At 71.3% G+C, this 14,754-nt stretch carries 12 protein-coding genes; 9 read left to right on the forward strand and 3 right to left on the reverse strand.

Annotated elements, in window-relative coordinates; genetic code table 11:
* Window positions 1–11 precede the first annotated feature (11 nt).
* Complete coding sequence (locus tag ACFWM2_RS40025) at window positions 12–860, reverse strand: hypothetical protein (protein WP_383291240.1); 849 nt, start codon at window positions 858–860, stop codon at window positions 12–14.
* 71 nt (window positions 861–931) lie between these two features.
* Here ACFWM2_RS40025 and ACFWM2_RS40030 point away from each other — a divergent pair, with 71 nt between their 5' ends.
* From ACFWM2_RS40030 to ilvD, 4 genes are all read left to right on the forward strand, one after another.
* Window positions 932–1,864, forward strand: coding sequence for a Ppx/GppA family phosphatase (locus ACFWM2_RS40030; protein WP_383291242.1), 933 nt, complete (start codon window positions 932–934; stop codon window positions 1,862–1,864).
* Window positions 1,865–2,353: 489 nt separating this feature from the next.
* Window positions 2,354–3,178: a sugar phosphate isomerase/epimerase family protein gene (locus ACFWM2_RS40035; protein WP_383291244.1), complete on the forward strand. Its 825-nt coding sequence runs from the start codon at window positions 2,354–2,356 to the stop codon at window positions 3,176–3,178.
* On the forward strand, window positions 3,175–3,795 hold the full coding sequence (locus ACFWM2_RS40040; protein ID WP_383291246.1) for a TetR family transcriptional regulator: 621 nt from the start codon (window positions 3,175–3,177) through the stop codon (window positions 3,793–3,795). The genes ACFWM2_RS40035 and ACFWM2_RS40040 overlap by 4 nt, the downstream gene beginning before the upstream one ends.
* Before the next feature lie 184 nt (window positions 3,796–3,979).
* On the forward strand, window positions 3,980–5,833 hold the full coding sequence (gene ilvD, locus ACFWM2_RS40045; protein WP_383291248.1) for a dihydroxy-acid dehydratase: 1,854 nt from the start codon (window positions 3,980–3,982) through the stop codon (window positions 5,831–5,833).
* Between the two features lie 98 nt (window positions 5,834–5,931).
* Here the strand turns inward: ilvD and ACFWM2_RS40050 are convergent, their stop codons facing one another.
* Window positions 5,932–8,121, reverse strand: a complete 2,190-nt coding sequence (locus ACFWM2_RS40050; protein ID WP_383291250.1) for a PQQ-binding-like beta-propeller repeat protein — start codon at window positions 8,119–8,121, stop codon at window positions 5,932–5,934.
* A 466-nt stretch (window positions 8,122–8,587) separates the two neighbouring features.
* Between ACFWM2_RS40050 and ACFWM2_RS40055 the strand changes: the two genes are divergently transcribed.
* The 5 genes from ACFWM2_RS40055 to proC all read left to right on the forward strand — a co-directional run bounded on the left by ACFWM2_RS40055 (window position 8,588) and on the right by proC (window position 13,127).
* Window positions 8,588–8,836: an SH3 domain-containing protein gene (locus tag ACFWM2_RS40055; protein ID WP_383291268.1), complete on the forward strand. Its 249-nt coding sequence runs from the start codon at window positions 8,588–8,590 to the stop codon at window positions 8,834–8,836.
* A 100-nt stretch (window positions 8,837–8,936) separates the two neighbouring features.
* The gene (locus ACFWM2_RS40060; RefSeq protein ID WP_383291252.1) at window positions 8,937–9,419 is read left to right on the forward strand and encodes an EamA/RhaT family transporter; all 483 of its coding nucleotides are present in this window, start codon (window positions 8,937–8,939) and stop codon (window positions 9,417–9,419) included.
* 997 nt (window positions 9,420–10,416) lie between these two features.
* Window positions 10,417–11,322, forward strand: coding sequence for an ABC transporter ATP-binding protein (locus tag ACFWM2_RS40065; RefSeq protein ID WP_383291254.1), 906 nt, complete (start codon window positions 10,417–10,419; stop codon window positions 11,320–11,322).
* Window positions 11,319–12,116 (forward strand): ABC transporter permease, encoded by a 798-nt coding sequence (locus tag ACFWM2_RS40070; RefSeq protein ID WP_383291256.1) that lies wholly within the window; start codon window positions 11,319–11,321, stop codon window positions 12,114–12,116. The genes ACFWM2_RS40065 and ACFWM2_RS40070 overlap by 4 nt, the downstream gene beginning before the upstream one ends.
* Window positions 12,117–12,317: 201 nt before the next feature.
* A complete protein-coding gene (proC, locus tag ACFWM2_RS40075; RefSeq protein WP_383291258.1) occupies window positions 12,318–13,127 on the forward strand; it encodes a pyrroline-5-carboxylate reductase in 810 nt (269 codons plus the stop codon).
* 100 nt (window positions 13,128–13,227) lie between these two features.
* On the opposite strand, the gene trpS is transcribed toward proC, so the two are convergent.
* The gene (gene trpS / locus ACFWM2_RS40080) at window positions 13,228–14,229 is read right to left on the reverse strand and encodes a tryptophan--tRNA ligase (RefSeq protein WP_383291260.1); all 1,002 of its coding nucleotides are present in this window, start codon (window positions 14,227–14,229) and stop codon (window positions 13,228–13,230) included.
* Window positions 14,230–14,754: the final 525 nt, after the last annotated feature.

Genomic DNA, 14,754 nt, shown 5'->3' on the forward strand with positions numbered 1-14,754 from the left:
GGACTGGAATCTCAGCCGACGGGATCGGCGGGGTGCGGTGCGACCAGGGGGAGCTGCGAGGCGAGCCGCTGCTCGCAGAGCTCGACCAGGCGGTCGTATCCCGCCTTGCCCATCATCTCGACGAGCTCGGGGCGGTACGAGACGTACACCGGGTCGCCCGCGCCGTGCGCGGAGGTCGCCGACGTGCACCACCAGTGCAGGTCGTGGCCGCCCGGCCCCCAGCCGCGGCGGTCGTACTCGCCGATGGAGACCTGGAGCACACGCGTGTCGTCGGGCCGGTCGATCCACTCGTACGTCCGGCGCACGGGCAGCTGCCAGCAGACGTCCGGCTTGGTCTCCAGCGGCTCGCGGCCCTCCTTGAGCGCCAGGATGTGCAGCGAGCAGCCCATGCCGCCGGCGAAACCGGGCCGGTTCTGGAAGATGCACGACCCGTTGTACGGCCGGGTCTGGCGCTCGCCGTCCTCGTCCTCCGAGACCCAGCCGGACGCGGTGCCCACGTCGTGGTGCTGCCAGATGTCCGGCGTGAGCCTCGCCACGTATCCGGCCACGCGCTTCTCGTCGTCCTCGTCGGAGAAGTGCGCGCCCAGGGTGCAGCAGCCGTCGTCGGCGCGGCCCGCCTGGATGCCCTGGCATCCGCTTCCGAAGATGCAGTTCCAGCGAGAGGTCAGCCATGTCAGATCACAGCGGAAGACCTGCTCGTCGTCGGCGGGATCCGGAAACTCCACCCAGGCACGGGCGAAGTCGATCCCCTTCTCGTCCTCCACTGGGGACTGCTTCGGGACCTTCTTGGGCTTGGGCGCCTTCGCCTGCGAGGAACCCGTGGCGGATTTGTCGGGCTTCGCCTTTTTCGTCTTTGGCACGAGTCCAGGGTAAGTCGCCGGAGGTGGCTCCGGGGACGGTCGGTGCCGCCGCGGGCAGTAGCGTTCCGTATATGAGACTCGGTGTCCTCGACGTGGGTTCGAACACGGTGCATCTGCTGGTGGTGGATGCGCACCCGGGCGCGCGCCCGCTGCCCGCGCATTCGTACAAGGTGGAGTTGCGGCTCGCCCAACTCCTCGACGAGGACGGCGCGATCGGTCCGGACGGCGTCGACCGGCTGATAGCCGTGGTCCGGGAGGCCCTGGAGGCCGCCGAGGACAAGGGCGTCGAGGAGCTGGTGCCGTTCGCCACGTCCGCGGTCCGCGAGGCCAGCAACGCGGACGACGTCCTCGCGCGCGTGCAGGCCGAGACCGGTGTCGAGCTGCAGGTCCTCACCGGCGCCGAGGAGGCGCGTCTCACCTTCCTCGCCGTCCGCCGCTGGTTCGGCTGGTCGGCCGGGAAACTGCTCGTGCTGGACATCGGGGGCGGGTCCCTGGAGATCGCGTACGGGATCGACGAGCAGCCCGACGCGGCGGTGTCGCTGGCGCTGGGGGCGGGGCGGCTCACGGCCGGCTGGCTCCCCGGCGATCCCCCGGACCCGGCCGACATCAAGGCTCTACGGCGCCATGTCCGGGCCCAGATCGCTCGTACGGTGGGTGAGTTCGCGCGCTTCGGTGCGCCCGACCATGTGGTCGCCACCTCCAAGACCTTCAAGCAGCTGGCCCGGCTGGCCGGGGCCGCCCGCTCCGCGGAGGGGCTCTATGTCCAGCGGGAGCTGAAGCGGGAGTCCCTGGAGGGGTGGGTGCCGCGGCTCGCCGGGATGACCGCCGACGAGCGGGCCGAGCTCCCCGGGGTCTCCGAGGGGCGTGCTGGGCAGCTGGTCGCGGGCGCGTTGGTCGCCGAGGGGGCGATGGATCTCTTCGGCGTCGAAACCGTGGAAATCTGCCCCTGGGCCCTCCGAGAGGGCGTAATCCTCCGCCACCTCGACCACATGCCCCTCCCGTAACCACACCGCCCGGGTGGACCCGGTCCCGTACCTGCATGGGCCCCCGGCGTGGGAAGGACCGGCGAGCCCGGCGCTAGGTGGCGCCCAGGCCCGCACCCCCCACGCACCCGCAGTCGCGCACGCACCGAAGGGGCCGTGCCGGTACATCAAATGCCCGTCGCCATGCGTGAGGGCGGGCAAGCGAGCGCCCCCAGAGGACAGCACAGCCGGTAGGGCGACGGGCGGATGTACCGGCACGGACCCGACCCATCCCCCGCCGGACGGCGACCCACCCATCCCCCGCCGGACGGCGACCCACTCACCCACTGCCGGACGGCGACCCACTCACCCCCCGCCGGACGGCGAACCACCCACCCACTGCCGGACAGCGACCCACCCACCCCCGGACAGCGCACCCACCGGCACCAGGCGAACCCCGCCCAAGGCGCCCCCGCCAGCAAGAGGCACCGGCCCCCCACCCCACCCGCCCCGCCCCGTACTCTGTCCCTCGTGGCAGAACCAGTGGTGCGCATCCCGGATGCGAAGGTCGCGCTGTCCACGGCGTCCGTGTATCCGGAGTCGACGGCGACGGCCTTCGAGATCGCCGCGCGCCTCGGCTACGACGGCGTCGAGGTCATGGTCTGGACCGACCCGGTCAGTCAGGACATCGACGCACTGCGCAGACTCAGCGACTACCACCGGATCCCGATCCTCGCCGTCCACGCCCCGTGCCTGCTGATCACACAGCGCGTGTGGTCCACCGACCCGTGGACCAAGCTCCAGCGCGCCCAGTCCGCCGCGGAGAAGCTCGGCGCCGCCACCGTCGTCGTACACCCCCCGTTCCGCTGGCAGCGCCAGTACGCCCGGGACTTCGTCGAGGGCATCTGGCGGATGGCGAACGAGACGGACGTACGGTTCGCCGTCGAGAACATGTACCCCTGGCGCTACCGGGACCGCGAGATGCTCGCGTACGCCCCCGACTGGGACGTCACGACCGAGGACTACCGGCACTTCACCATCGACCTCAGCCACACCGCGACCGCCCGCACGGACGCCCTGAAGATGATCGGCCGCATGGGCGACCGCCTCGGCCACGTGCACCTCGCCGACGGCAACGGCTCCAACAAGGACGAGCACCTGGTCCCCGGCCGCGGCACCCAGCCCTGCGCGGAAGTCCTGGAGCGCCTCGCGACCACCGGCTTCGACGGTCACGTCGTCATCGAGGTGAACACCCGCCGCGCGATGTCCAGCGCCGAACGCGAGGCCGACCTCGCCGAGGCGCTGGCCTTCACCCGGCTCCACCTCGCCTCGGCGGTCAAGGTGCCCCGGCCATGACCGCGGGAGCCCCCACCCCGCGCCGCCGCGGCCGCCCGTCCCGTACGGAGACCGCCGCCTCCCCGGCCGCCCGCGACGTCATCCTGGCCGCGGCCCGCGAGGAGTTCTCCGCACGCGGCTACGAGAAGACGTCCGTACGCGGGATCGCCAAGACCGCCGGCGTGGACTCGGCGCTCGTGCATCACTACTTCGGCACCAAGGAGAACGTGTTCGAGGCGGCCATCGAGGGCGCCTTCGCCCCCGCCCTGGAGGCTCCGAACGCCATCGAGAACGGCTCCCTCGACGACGTCGGCGAACGCCTGACGCGTTTCATCTTCGGCATCTGGGAGAGCCCGTCGACCCGTACGCCGCTGCTCGCAATCGTGCGTTCCGCGGTGAACAACGAGACGGCGGCCGCGGTCTTCCGCCGGCTGATCGCCGCCCAGCTGCTGCGCCGTATCGCCAAGCAGCTGGACGTCCCGGACCCCGACCTGCGCGCCGAGCTCGCGGCGGCCCAGCTGGTCGGGGTCGCGATGCTGCGGTACGTCATCCAGATCGAGCCCCTGGCCTCGGCGGACCCGGAGCGGATCATCGAACGGATCGCCCCGGTCGTACAGGCGCACCTGACAAACCCCTGACCCGCGCCACCCACCGCGTGCCACCCACCGGCCCGCACGCGCCCCTACCGCACGGCCGAGCCCACCCGGTCCCACCCGGCCGCTCACCGAGACGCTCGTCCCGCATTCCGGACACCCTGTCCGAATCGTGGCGCACCGGCGTAGGCTCGACGGAAGTCACAACTCTCCGAAGGAGCGAGCGACGATGCCCGAGCTGAGGTCCCGCACTGTCACCCACGGCCGCAATATGGCGGGCGCACGCGCCCTGATGCGCGCCTCCGGTGTACCGGGCGCGGACATCGGACGGAAGCCGATCATCGCGGTGGCGAACTCGTTCACGGAGTTCGTGCCGGGCCACACCCACCTCCAGCCGGTCGGCCGGATCGTGAGCGAGGCCATCACCGCAGCCGGCGGCATCCCGCGCGAGTTCAACACGATCGCGGTCGACGACGGCATCGCGATGGGCCACGGCGGCATGCTCTACTCGCTGCCCTCCCGCGACCTGATCGCGGACAGCGTCGAGTACATGGTGGAGGCCCACTGCGCCGATGCTCTGATCTGCATCTCGAACTGCGACAAGATCACGCCGGGCATGCTGATGGCGGCCCTGCGCCTGGACATCCCGACGGTCTTCGTCTCCGGCGGCCCGATGGAGTCCGGCCGGGCCACTCTCGTCGACGGCACGGTGCGCACGCTCGACCTGGTCGACGCGATCTCCGACGCGGTGAACGACAAGATCTCGGACGAGGACATCCTCCGTATCGAGGAGAACGCCTGCCCGACCTGCGGCAGCTGTTCCGGCATGTTCACCGCCAACTCGATGAACTGCCTGACGGAGGCCATCGGCCTCTCGCTCCCCGGCAACGGCTCGGTCCTCGCGACGCACACGGCCCGCAAGGGCCTGTACGAGGACGCGGCGCGCACGGTCATGGACATCACCCGCCGCTACTACGAGCAGGACGACGAGACGGTCCTGCCGCGCAACGTCGCCACCCTCGCGGCCTTCCAGAACGCGATGGCGCTGGACATCGCCATGGGCGGCTCGACCAACACGATCCTGCACCTGCTGGCCGCCGCCCAGGAGGCGGGCGTCCCGTTCGGCCTGGAGGAGATCAACGAGGTCTCGCGCCGCGTCCCCTGCCTCGCCAAGGTCGCACCGAACGTCGCCAAGGACCGTACGTACTACATGGAGGACGTGCACCGCGCGGGCGGTATCCCGGCCCTGCTGGGCGAGCTGCACCGCGCCGGCCTGCTGAACGAGGACGTGCACTCCGTCCACAGCCCCTCCCTCGCGGACTGGCTGAAGACGTGGGACGTGCGGGCCGGCTCCCCGTCCCCCGAGGCCATCGAGCTGTGGCACGCGGCCCCCGGCTGCAAGCGCTCCGCCGAGGCCTTCTCCCAGTCCGAGCGCTGGGAGGCCCTCGACGAGGACGCCGAGAGCGGCTGCATCCGCTCGGCGGAGCACGCGTACTCCAAGGACGGCGGCCTGGCGGTCCTCAAGGGCAACCTCGCCGTGGACGGCTGCGTGGTGAAGACGGCAGGCGTCGACGAGTCCATCTGGACCTTCGAGGGCCCGGCGGTCGTCTGCGAGTCGCAGGAGCAGGCCGTCGAGAAGATCCTGAACAAGCAGATCACGCACGGCGACGTGGTGGTCATCCGCTACGAGGGTCCCAAGGGCGGCCCGGGTATGCAGGAGATGCTCTACCCGACCTCCTTCCTCAAGGGCCGCGGCCTCGGCAAGACCTGCGCCCTGATCACCGACGGCCGCTTCTCCGGCGGCACGTCGGGCCTGTCGATCGGCCACGCCTCCCCCGAGGCGGCCTCCGGCGGCACGATCGCGCTCGTCCAGGACGGCGACCGCATCCGCATCGACATCCCGAACCGTACGATCCAACTCCTCGTCTCCGACGCCGACTTGGTGACTCGCCGCGAGGCCCTGAACGGCGTCTTCGCGCCCGTCGACCGCGACCGCAAGGTCTCCGCCGCCCTGCGCGCGTACGCCGCGATGGCCACGAGCGCGGACAAGGGAGCGGTCCGGGACGTGTCGAAGCTCGGCTGAGCTTCGGGCCGCGCGCCGGGCCCGCACACAGACCGAGTGAGGGGCCGCTCCCCTGGGAGCGGCCCCTCACCGCGTGCGGGTCGTCGGCGATACGAGTCTCACCAGTCGGCGGGATCGTCCCCCGCCACCGAGAACACGGTCCCGTCCGGCGCACTCGCGTACACGCGCCCGTTGGCGGCGGCGGGCGCCGGCAGCTCGGCCACGACCCGGTCCGACGCCGCCGCGAGCCGGATCCCGGTCTGCCCGACGAGCTTGCCCGTGCGGGCGTCCACGGCGAGCAGTCGCCCGTCGGCAGCGGTGAAGTACACGTGCCGGGCGTCGGCGGCCGGCGTCGAACCCTGGCTCACGGAGGTCTCCAGCCGCCACCGCTGCCGCAGCGCGTCCAGGTCGACGGCCACCATCCCGCCGCCGGTGGCCAGCAGATACACGGTGTTCCCCCGGACGGTGGCGCGAGCCTGGGGGAGCGCCACCCCGAGCGGCACCCGGCGCGACGCCTTGGTCTCGGGGTCGTACCGCACCAGGGCGTTCGTCTCGCCGTCCTTGTTCACGGAGGCGAGAACCAGGGCGCCCTGCCGCGTGCCGACCGGCGTCAGGGTGCCCCGCAGCCGGGCGTCCCAGCGCACCTCGCCGGTATCGGGGTCCACCGCGACGACCCGCGTGCTCGCCCCGTCGGGCGTCGCGCTCGTGGCGTACGCGGGGGCGGCCCCGCCACGACCGCTCCCGTCGCCGGGGCTGGTGCTCCCGGCGAAGGAGACGACGGTCGGCGCGTGGTCCCCGGGCAGCCGGCGGCTCCAACGGTCCTTGCCCGTGCCGGCGTCCACTCCGGTGACCGTCCCGTCGGCGCCGGTCAGCAGCACCGTGCCACCGGCGTGCTCCACACCGCCGTACGCCGAGATGTTCCGCGTCCAACGGGTCCGGCCCGTGGCCGGATCGAGCGCCTCCAGCCGCTGCCCCTGCTGGGTGACGGTGTGCACCAGCCCGCCCGACACGGCAGGCGCGGGCACCGGAGCGTTCCGCTCGCCGAAGGTGTGCCGCCACAACACCCTGCCGTCGACCGGGTCCAGAGCGGAGATCAGCCCGGGCTGGGCACAGAACAACTTCCCTGCTGCGTACGAGCATTGGGGTGTTCCGTCGGTCGTCCCGGCACCGGAGGCGGGCTTGCGGCTCCAGGTGCTCAGGGCGGCCGGTGCCGACCGCGGCCGGCTGTCCTTCGGGGGCGCGTCGCCCGACGCGGACAGCTCGGCCGAGACCAGCACCCCGCCCGCGACGAGCGCGAGGACTCCGGCCACTCCGGCCAAGAGGACCAGACGCCGGCGCAGCCCCCGCCCACGCCGCGTCCCGGGCGCCTCCGCGCCACCGTTCTCGCCGGCCGGATCGTGGGCGCCCACCGAACTGTCCCCATCTTCCGGGCCGGTCGGCACCGCCCGCTGGGCCGGTATGAACGCCTGGGTGTCGTACGAGGCCGCGACCGACCGCAGCGCGCGCATCAGTTCGTCGGGGGTGGGCCGGTCCTCCGGCTCCTTGGCGAGGCAACGCGTGACGAGCGGAGCGAGATTCTCCGGTACGCCGGTCAAGTCGGGTTCGTCGTGGACGACTTGGTACGCGACGACGTACGGACTGTCGGAGTCGAAGGGCCCGCGGCCGGTGGCGGCGTGCACCATCACCGAGCCCAGGGCGAAGATGTCCGCGGCCGGCCCCACCTGCCGCGGCCGGCGGAACTGCTCCGGAGCCATGAAGGGCGGAGTGCCGATCAACTTGCCCGTCTCGGTGTGCAGTTCGCTGTCCGATGGCCGGGATATGCCGAAGTCGATGACCTTGGGCCCGTCCTCGGCGAGCAGGACGTTGCTGGGCTTCAGGTCCCGGTGGACGACGCCCACCCGGTGGATGTCCCGCAGCGCCTCGGCGAGCCCGGCCATCAGCCGGCGCAACTGGGCAGGCGGCATGGGACCGTTCCGCTTCACATGCTCGGCGAGGGTCGGACCCGGGATGAACAACGTGGCCATCCAGGGCCGGGCGCCCTCCGGGTCGGCATCGACGACAGGCGCGGTGAACGCACCGCTCACCCGCCGAGCGGCGGCGACCTCCTGCCGGAACCGGCCCCGGAACTCAGGGTCCTTGGCGAACTCGGCATGCACGACCTTCACCGCGAGCCGCAGCCCCGAGCCGCTGCGGGCCAGCTGGACGACGCCCATCCCGCCGGACCCGAGGCGCTCCTCAAGACGGTACTGGCCGGCGTATGCAGGAAGTTCCGCTTCCGCATCGGCTCCGGTGTTCCGCTGTGGCGCCATGGACCCACCCCCGTGCTGCTCGTCCGCGCGCGCGACGCACGGAGCCTAGTCGATGACTCGTGCGAGACAGAGGCGGCTTGCTAGCCTCCGCGTGCGACATGCGTACAACTGTGCCTGGCGTGATTTCGGGGGGACCCGGCGCGATTCACGCCGCGACGGGCGCGACGTCCCACGCACGATTTCAATGTCCGATTCAACGGGGGAGGCCGACATGGCCATGGACCGCATCGAAGGCAGCGCAAGAGAAGGCAGCGAATCCGAAGCCACGACGGGCACAGAGGCGGTGCTCACGACAGCGGCTGTGCCCACGACAGCGGCTGTGCCCACGACGGAGACGGTGCCCACCACGGCGGCTGTGCCCACGACGGAAACGGTGTCGTTGCCGTCGACGACGGTCACGGCCACCGCGGTCACGGCCTCCGCCGCCTCCGCCGCCACGGCCACCGCGGCCACGGCCGAGGCCGCACTGCACTACTACTCCATCGCCCCGGGCCACACGCTGAACGTCCGCAGCGGTCCCGGCACCACCTACCGCATCACCCGCGTCCTGCCCGAGGGCTCGCGCGTGGCGATCTTCTGCCAGCGTCCGGGGGAGACCGTCAGCGGCCCGTACGGCAAGACGAGCGTCTGGGACAACATCGCGAACGGCGAGTACGTCTCGGACGCCTACGTGAAGACCGGCAGCGACGGCTACATCGCCCCGCGCTGCACCTGAGTGACCTGAGTGACCTGAGCGACCTGAATGACCTGAGTGACGTGAGCGCCGAAGGGGCAGGGGTCCGCGACGGACCGGTCGCCGGGGAGATAATCCTCGGGTGAGCGACGAGACCGGTACCCCCGCGGGCCCCCAGCCCGAGCCCATCCGTTTCTTCGGAACGACGTGGGTGGAACACGACGGCGGCTATACGGGCCGCCGGGCCGCCGTGGCCCTCGGCTCGCTCACGGCCGCGGCCGCCGCCTGCTTCGTGCTGCGCTTCGCCTACCAGGGCCTTGCCATCGCGGACATCGGCAGGCCCGTCACCCTCCTGGTCGTCGTGATGTTCGCGGTGTGCAGCGCCCTCGCGTTCCGCCACACCTGGGACGCCTTCGGCAAGCGCCCCGACCCCGATCGCCAGGCCTCCCTCCGCGGCCTCCTCGCCATCGGCTTCGTCGGCTCCCTCCTCGCGTACTTCTTCCGCTCCCTCACCGAGGCCCCCGGCGAAAAGCTCCACCGCGACGAGTACGACACCGCCCGCGTCCAACACACCCGCCGCACCACCCGCCGCACCGGCAACCCCTCAAGAAAACGACGCCAGTAGGGAACCGTTTCCCACCCCGGCCGGGGGGTGTGCCCTACGGGGTCTTCGCCCTCGCCGCCCCTGCCGGCCCCGCCCCGGGGACCAGCCCCCGGCCCCCTGCTCCTCAAACGCCGGAGGGGCTGATTCTGCCCCCGGCCGGGGATAGAGATTTCAGCCCGTCCGCCGCTTGAGGAGGAGCGCGCCGGCGCGACAACGGGGCAGCGGGGGAACGTCTCAGCCCGTCCGGCGTCCGGGGAGGCGCGGGTCGTTCCCAGCCGGTCCGTCGCTCGGGGACGAGCACGTCATTCCCAGCCCGTCCGGCGTTTGAGGACGAGCGCGCCAGCGCGATACGGGGGTCTGGGGGCGGAGCCCCCAGGTACGGGACGGGTAGGGGCGGCGGGGGCGAAAACCACCCCCCGAAGGACACGCCCCGGCCCAGGTGAGCACAGCCCCAACCGCCCTAACCGGCCCCAGAGGACCAGGCCGGACAGGGCCCGCCCCGGGGCAAACCGAGCCGGGGCCACCCGCCGCGGTCACCGCACGTGCCCGCGGCGGGTGGCCAGTTGCACGGATCCGGCCGGTCGTACGGGTCTGGGGGCGGACGTATCCAGCCGGTCGCGGAGTCGGCCGGTTGCCCGAATCCGGCAGGTCGTACGGGAACGTACGGGCCAGGCCGATCGGACGTATCCAGTCGGCCGTACGGACCGGGCGGGTCGTACGGATCCAGCGGCCCGTACGGATCCGGTCTCCACCACGCATGAGGAAGCCCCCCACTCGCGAACAGGAGATGCGTAGGTCTCCGCACCGGGAAAGCACGCCGCACCGAAATCCTTTGTCAGCCAACGCAGTTGACCCAGCAGTCCCTTCTCGTGACCGCGCCGGGACCGCGTAAGCACGCGACCCGGACGGCCCGCCTCCGATCATCCTCGCGCGCGCCTGCGCCGCCGTTCACCACCCCACACGACTCATCCGTCTCCGAACTTGACGAGCAGGCTCTCGGAGGAGCAATAATCATCGCATGATGAATATTAATCCCCGCCCTCCGGACCCCGCCACGACCCGCACCACGCCCCCCGCCGTCCGCGCCGAAGGCCTCACCGTCGTACGCGGCACCCGCCCGGTCCTGCGAGGGCTCGACTTCGCCGTACCGCGCGGACAGATCACCGGCCTGCTCGGCCCTTCCGGCTGCGGCAAGTCGACCCTGATGCGCGCGACCGTCGGCACCCAGGCCAAGGCGACCGGCACCCTCGAAGTCCTCGGCCGTCCCGCCGGCGACGCCACGCTCCGCTCCCGCATCGGCTACGTCACCCAGGCGCCCTCCGTCTACGACGATCTGTCGGTCCGCCAGAACCTCGACTACTTCGCCGCGATCCTCGACCCCGGCCGAGCAGCCGCCGACCGCCGTCATCAGCACGTCACCCAGGCCATCGCCGACGTCGACCTCACCTCCCACGCCGGCTCCCTCGCTGGCAACCTCTCAGGTGGCCAGCGCAGCCGGGTCTCCCTCGCCGTCGCTCTCCTCGGCACCCCCGAACTCCTCGTCCTCGACGAACCCACCGTCGGCCTCGACCCCGTCCTGCGCCGCGACCTGTGGAACCTCTTCCACTCCATCGCCGCCGACCGGGGCGCCACCCTCCTCGTCTCCTCCCACGTCATGGACGAGGCCGAGCGCTGCCACCGCCTGCTCCTGATGCGCGAGGGCCGGATCCTCGCCGACGACACCCCCGACGCCCTGCGCGAACGCACCGGCACCGAAACCGTCGAAGCCGCCTTCCTCCGCCTGGTCGACGAGGCCACCGCGGCGGGCAGCCACGCCACGGGCTACGGACCCCCGGCCGACGGCCACTCCGCCACCGCCGGCCGGACCACCACCGGCGACGGGCCCGCGCCCGGCGACCAGCCCCGCAAGGAGACCGTCCGATGAGCACCACCGCCACTGCCACGAGCCCTGGCACGAGCACGCCGGCCCGCCCGCGCGCGATCAACCTCTCCCGCACCATCGCCACCGCGGCCCGCGTCCTGGGCCAACTCCGGCACGACCCGCGCACCATCGCGCTACTGCTCCTGATCCCGTGTCTGATGCTCCTGCTGCTCCGCTATGTCTTCGACGGCAGCCCGCGCACCTTCGACTCCATCGGCGCCTCCCTCCTCGGGATCTTTCCGCTGATCACGATGTTCCTGGTGACCTCCATCGCCACCCTGCGCGAACGCACCTCCGGCACCCTGGAACGCCTGCTCGCCATGCCCCTCGGCAAGGGCGACCTCATCGCGGGCTACGCCCTCGCCTTTGGCGCCCTCGCGATCGTCCAGTCCGCCCTCGCCACCGGCCTCGCCGTCTGGTTCCTGGGCCTGGACGTGACGGGCTCGCCCTGGCTGCTGCTCCTGGTCGCCCTGCTCGACGCCCTGCTCGGCACGGCCCTCGGTCTCTTCGTCTCGGCCTTCGCGGCCTCGGAATTCCAGGCGGTCCAGTTCATGCCGGCGGTGATCTTCCCCCAACTCCTGCTCTGCGGCCTCTTCACCCCCCGCTCCAACATGCACCCCGTCCTCGAAACCATCTCCGACGTCCTCCCCATGTCGTATGCCGTCGACGGCATGAACGAAGTCCTCAAGCACACCGACATGACGGCCACCTTCGTCCGCGACGCCCTGATCGTCGCGGCCTGCGCCCTGCTGGTCCTGACCCTGGGCGCGGCCACTCTGCGGCGCCGGACCGCCTGACCGCCTCGCCCCCGTCCCGCGGTCCAGGTGACCCCGTCCGACGACGGGAGCTCCGGACAGCAGGACGGGCACGAGCGGTGGGGTCGCTCCGGTTCACGGCACCAGGACAGGAGGTGTCCCGCCCAACGGACAGCTCACCCCCGACGGCACCCCGGGTGCGACGATGGACACCGGACGACGCACCCCGGAGGGCACCGCATCATGAGCCAGAAAGTCGCAGTCCTGGGCACCGGCAAGATCGGCGAGGCCCTGCTCAGCGGAATGATCCGGGCCGGCTGGGCCCCCGCCGATCTCCTGGTCACCGCCCGCCGACCCGAGCGCGCCAAGGAACTTCAGGAGCGCCACGGAGTCACCCCGGTCAGCAACCCCGAGGCCGCCAAGACCGCCGACACCCTGATCCTCACGGTCAAGCCGCAGGACATGGGCACGCTCCTCGACGAACTCGCCCCGCACATCCCCGCCGACCGCCTGGTCATCAGCGGCGCCGCGGGCATCCCCACCTCCTTCTTCGAGGAGCGCCTCGCCCAGGGCACCCCTGTCGTCCGTGTCATGACGAACACACCCGCGCTCGTCGACGAGGCCATGTCCGTCATCTCCGCAGGCAGCCACGCCACCGCCGAGCACCTCGCCCACGCCGAGGAGATCTTCGGCGCCGTCGGCAAGACGCTCCGCGTCCCCGAGTCCCAGCAGGACGCCTGCACCGCCCTCTCCGGATCAGGCCCGGCGTACTTCTTCTATCTGGTCGAGGCCATGACGGACGCGGGCATCCTGCTCGGCCTGCCGCGCGACAAGGCCCACGACCTCATCGTCCAGTCCGCGATCGGCGCCGCCGTGATGCTCCGCGACAGCGGGGAGCACCCCGTGAAGCTCCGCGAGAACGTCACGTCCCCCGCGGGCACCACGATCAACGCCATCCGCGAACTGGAGAACCACGGCGTACGCGCCGCACTCATCGCCGCGCTGGAAGCCGCCCGCGACCGCAGCCGCCAGTTGGCCTCGGGCAACAGCTGACTGCCACCCGGCGCCGGGGATACCCGGTCCCCGGCACCGGTGCGGGCCCACCGACTCGGCCCCCGACGAGCCGACTGCTCCCAGCGGCAGCCGCGCCCGCCTACTCCACCGCCGGCAACAGTCCGATCGCCCGATACGCCGAATCCACCCGCGGCCTCGCCATCTCTCTGGCCCGCTCCGCACCCTGCCGCAACACCCCCTCCACGTACGCAGGATCCGCGCACAACTGCTTGTGCCTCTCCTGTACGGGCCTGAGGAGCTCGACCACGGCCTCGGCGGTGTCCTTCTTCAAAGCTCCGTACGACTCATATACACCGCTCAAGGCCTCGGGGTTCCCACCCTCACAGGCCGCGAGAATCTCCAGCAGATTCGAGACCCCGGGTCGCGCCGCCCGGTCGTGGACGACGTCCGACCCGCTGTCCGTGACAGCCCGCATGATCTTCTTCCGCACGGCATCCGGCTCGTCGAGCAGATAGACCACCCCGGGCCCGACGTCGTCGCTCTTCCCCATCTTCGACGTCGGCTCCTGCAGGTTCATCACCCGAGCGGCCACCGTCGGACGAGTGGCCCGAGGCACCACGAACGTCTGTCCGTACCGCTGGTTGAACCGCACCGCCAGATCCCGCGCCAGCTCGACATGCTGCGTCTGGTCGTCACCGACGGGCACATCGTCCGTCCCGTACGCCAGGATGTCCGCCGCCATCAGCACCGGATACGTCAGCAGGGACAGCCGCACACTCCCCCCGCGCTCCCGTTCCCGCGCTGCCTTCTCCTTGTACTGGATCATCCGCCGCATCTCACCGTCGGTCGCGACGCACTCCAGCAGATACGACAGCCGCGCGTGCTCGTCCACATGACTCTGTACGAAGACGGTGCACAGCTCCGGATCCAGCCCCGACGCCAGCAGCAGCGTGGCCGCCTGACGACTGAGCCTGCGCACTCGCCCCGGATCGTGGTCCACGGTCAGCGCGTGCAGATCCACGATGCAGAACAGGGCGTCGGCCTGATGCTGATCGACATCGGCCCACCGCCGTACGGCGCCCAAGTAGTTCCCCAGCGTCAGATGCCCGGTCGGCTTGACCCCACTGAAGATCCGCGTCATCTCTCCACCTCCTGGTCGAGGCCGCCGCGCCCGCCGGCCGGTCCTCCAGGAGGGAGAAACAAGAACGGCCGCCGAGGCGGCGGCCGTTGAGTACATACGTGAGTACGGCCGCCGTCAGGCGGCCCACCACAGCTGGGTGCACGCATGCGTAGTCATGCCTCCGAGAGTACGCCTCCAGAGCCCCCTCTGGAGCGAAGTTGACACGCCTCAGCCCCGTACGTAATGTTCTCCGAGCTGTCCGACGTGAGCGCCGACCCCGGTCGGTCCCCGGACAGCCATTCCGCAACAAGCACTCAATGATCGACGACTCGTCGTCGGCTCGTTTTCACGCGTGTTTGCGAAATGAGGAATCCGCGTTCGAAAGGGCGCCACCCCGATTAGCTCGGGAGCCAGGATTCCGCTAAAGTCTCACTCGTCGCAACGGCCCAAGGGCCGGGAAGACAACCCCCGCTGACTGGGAATCAGGCCCGAAAGGATCTGATAGAGTCGGACTCGCCGGAAAGGGAAACGCGGAAGCGGAAACCT

Origin of the sequence: Streptomyces sp. NPDC058371 (assembly GCF_042723265.1) — a bacterium.
Lineage (GTDB): Bacteria > Actinomycetota > Actinomycetes > Streptomycetales > Streptomycetaceae > Streptomyces.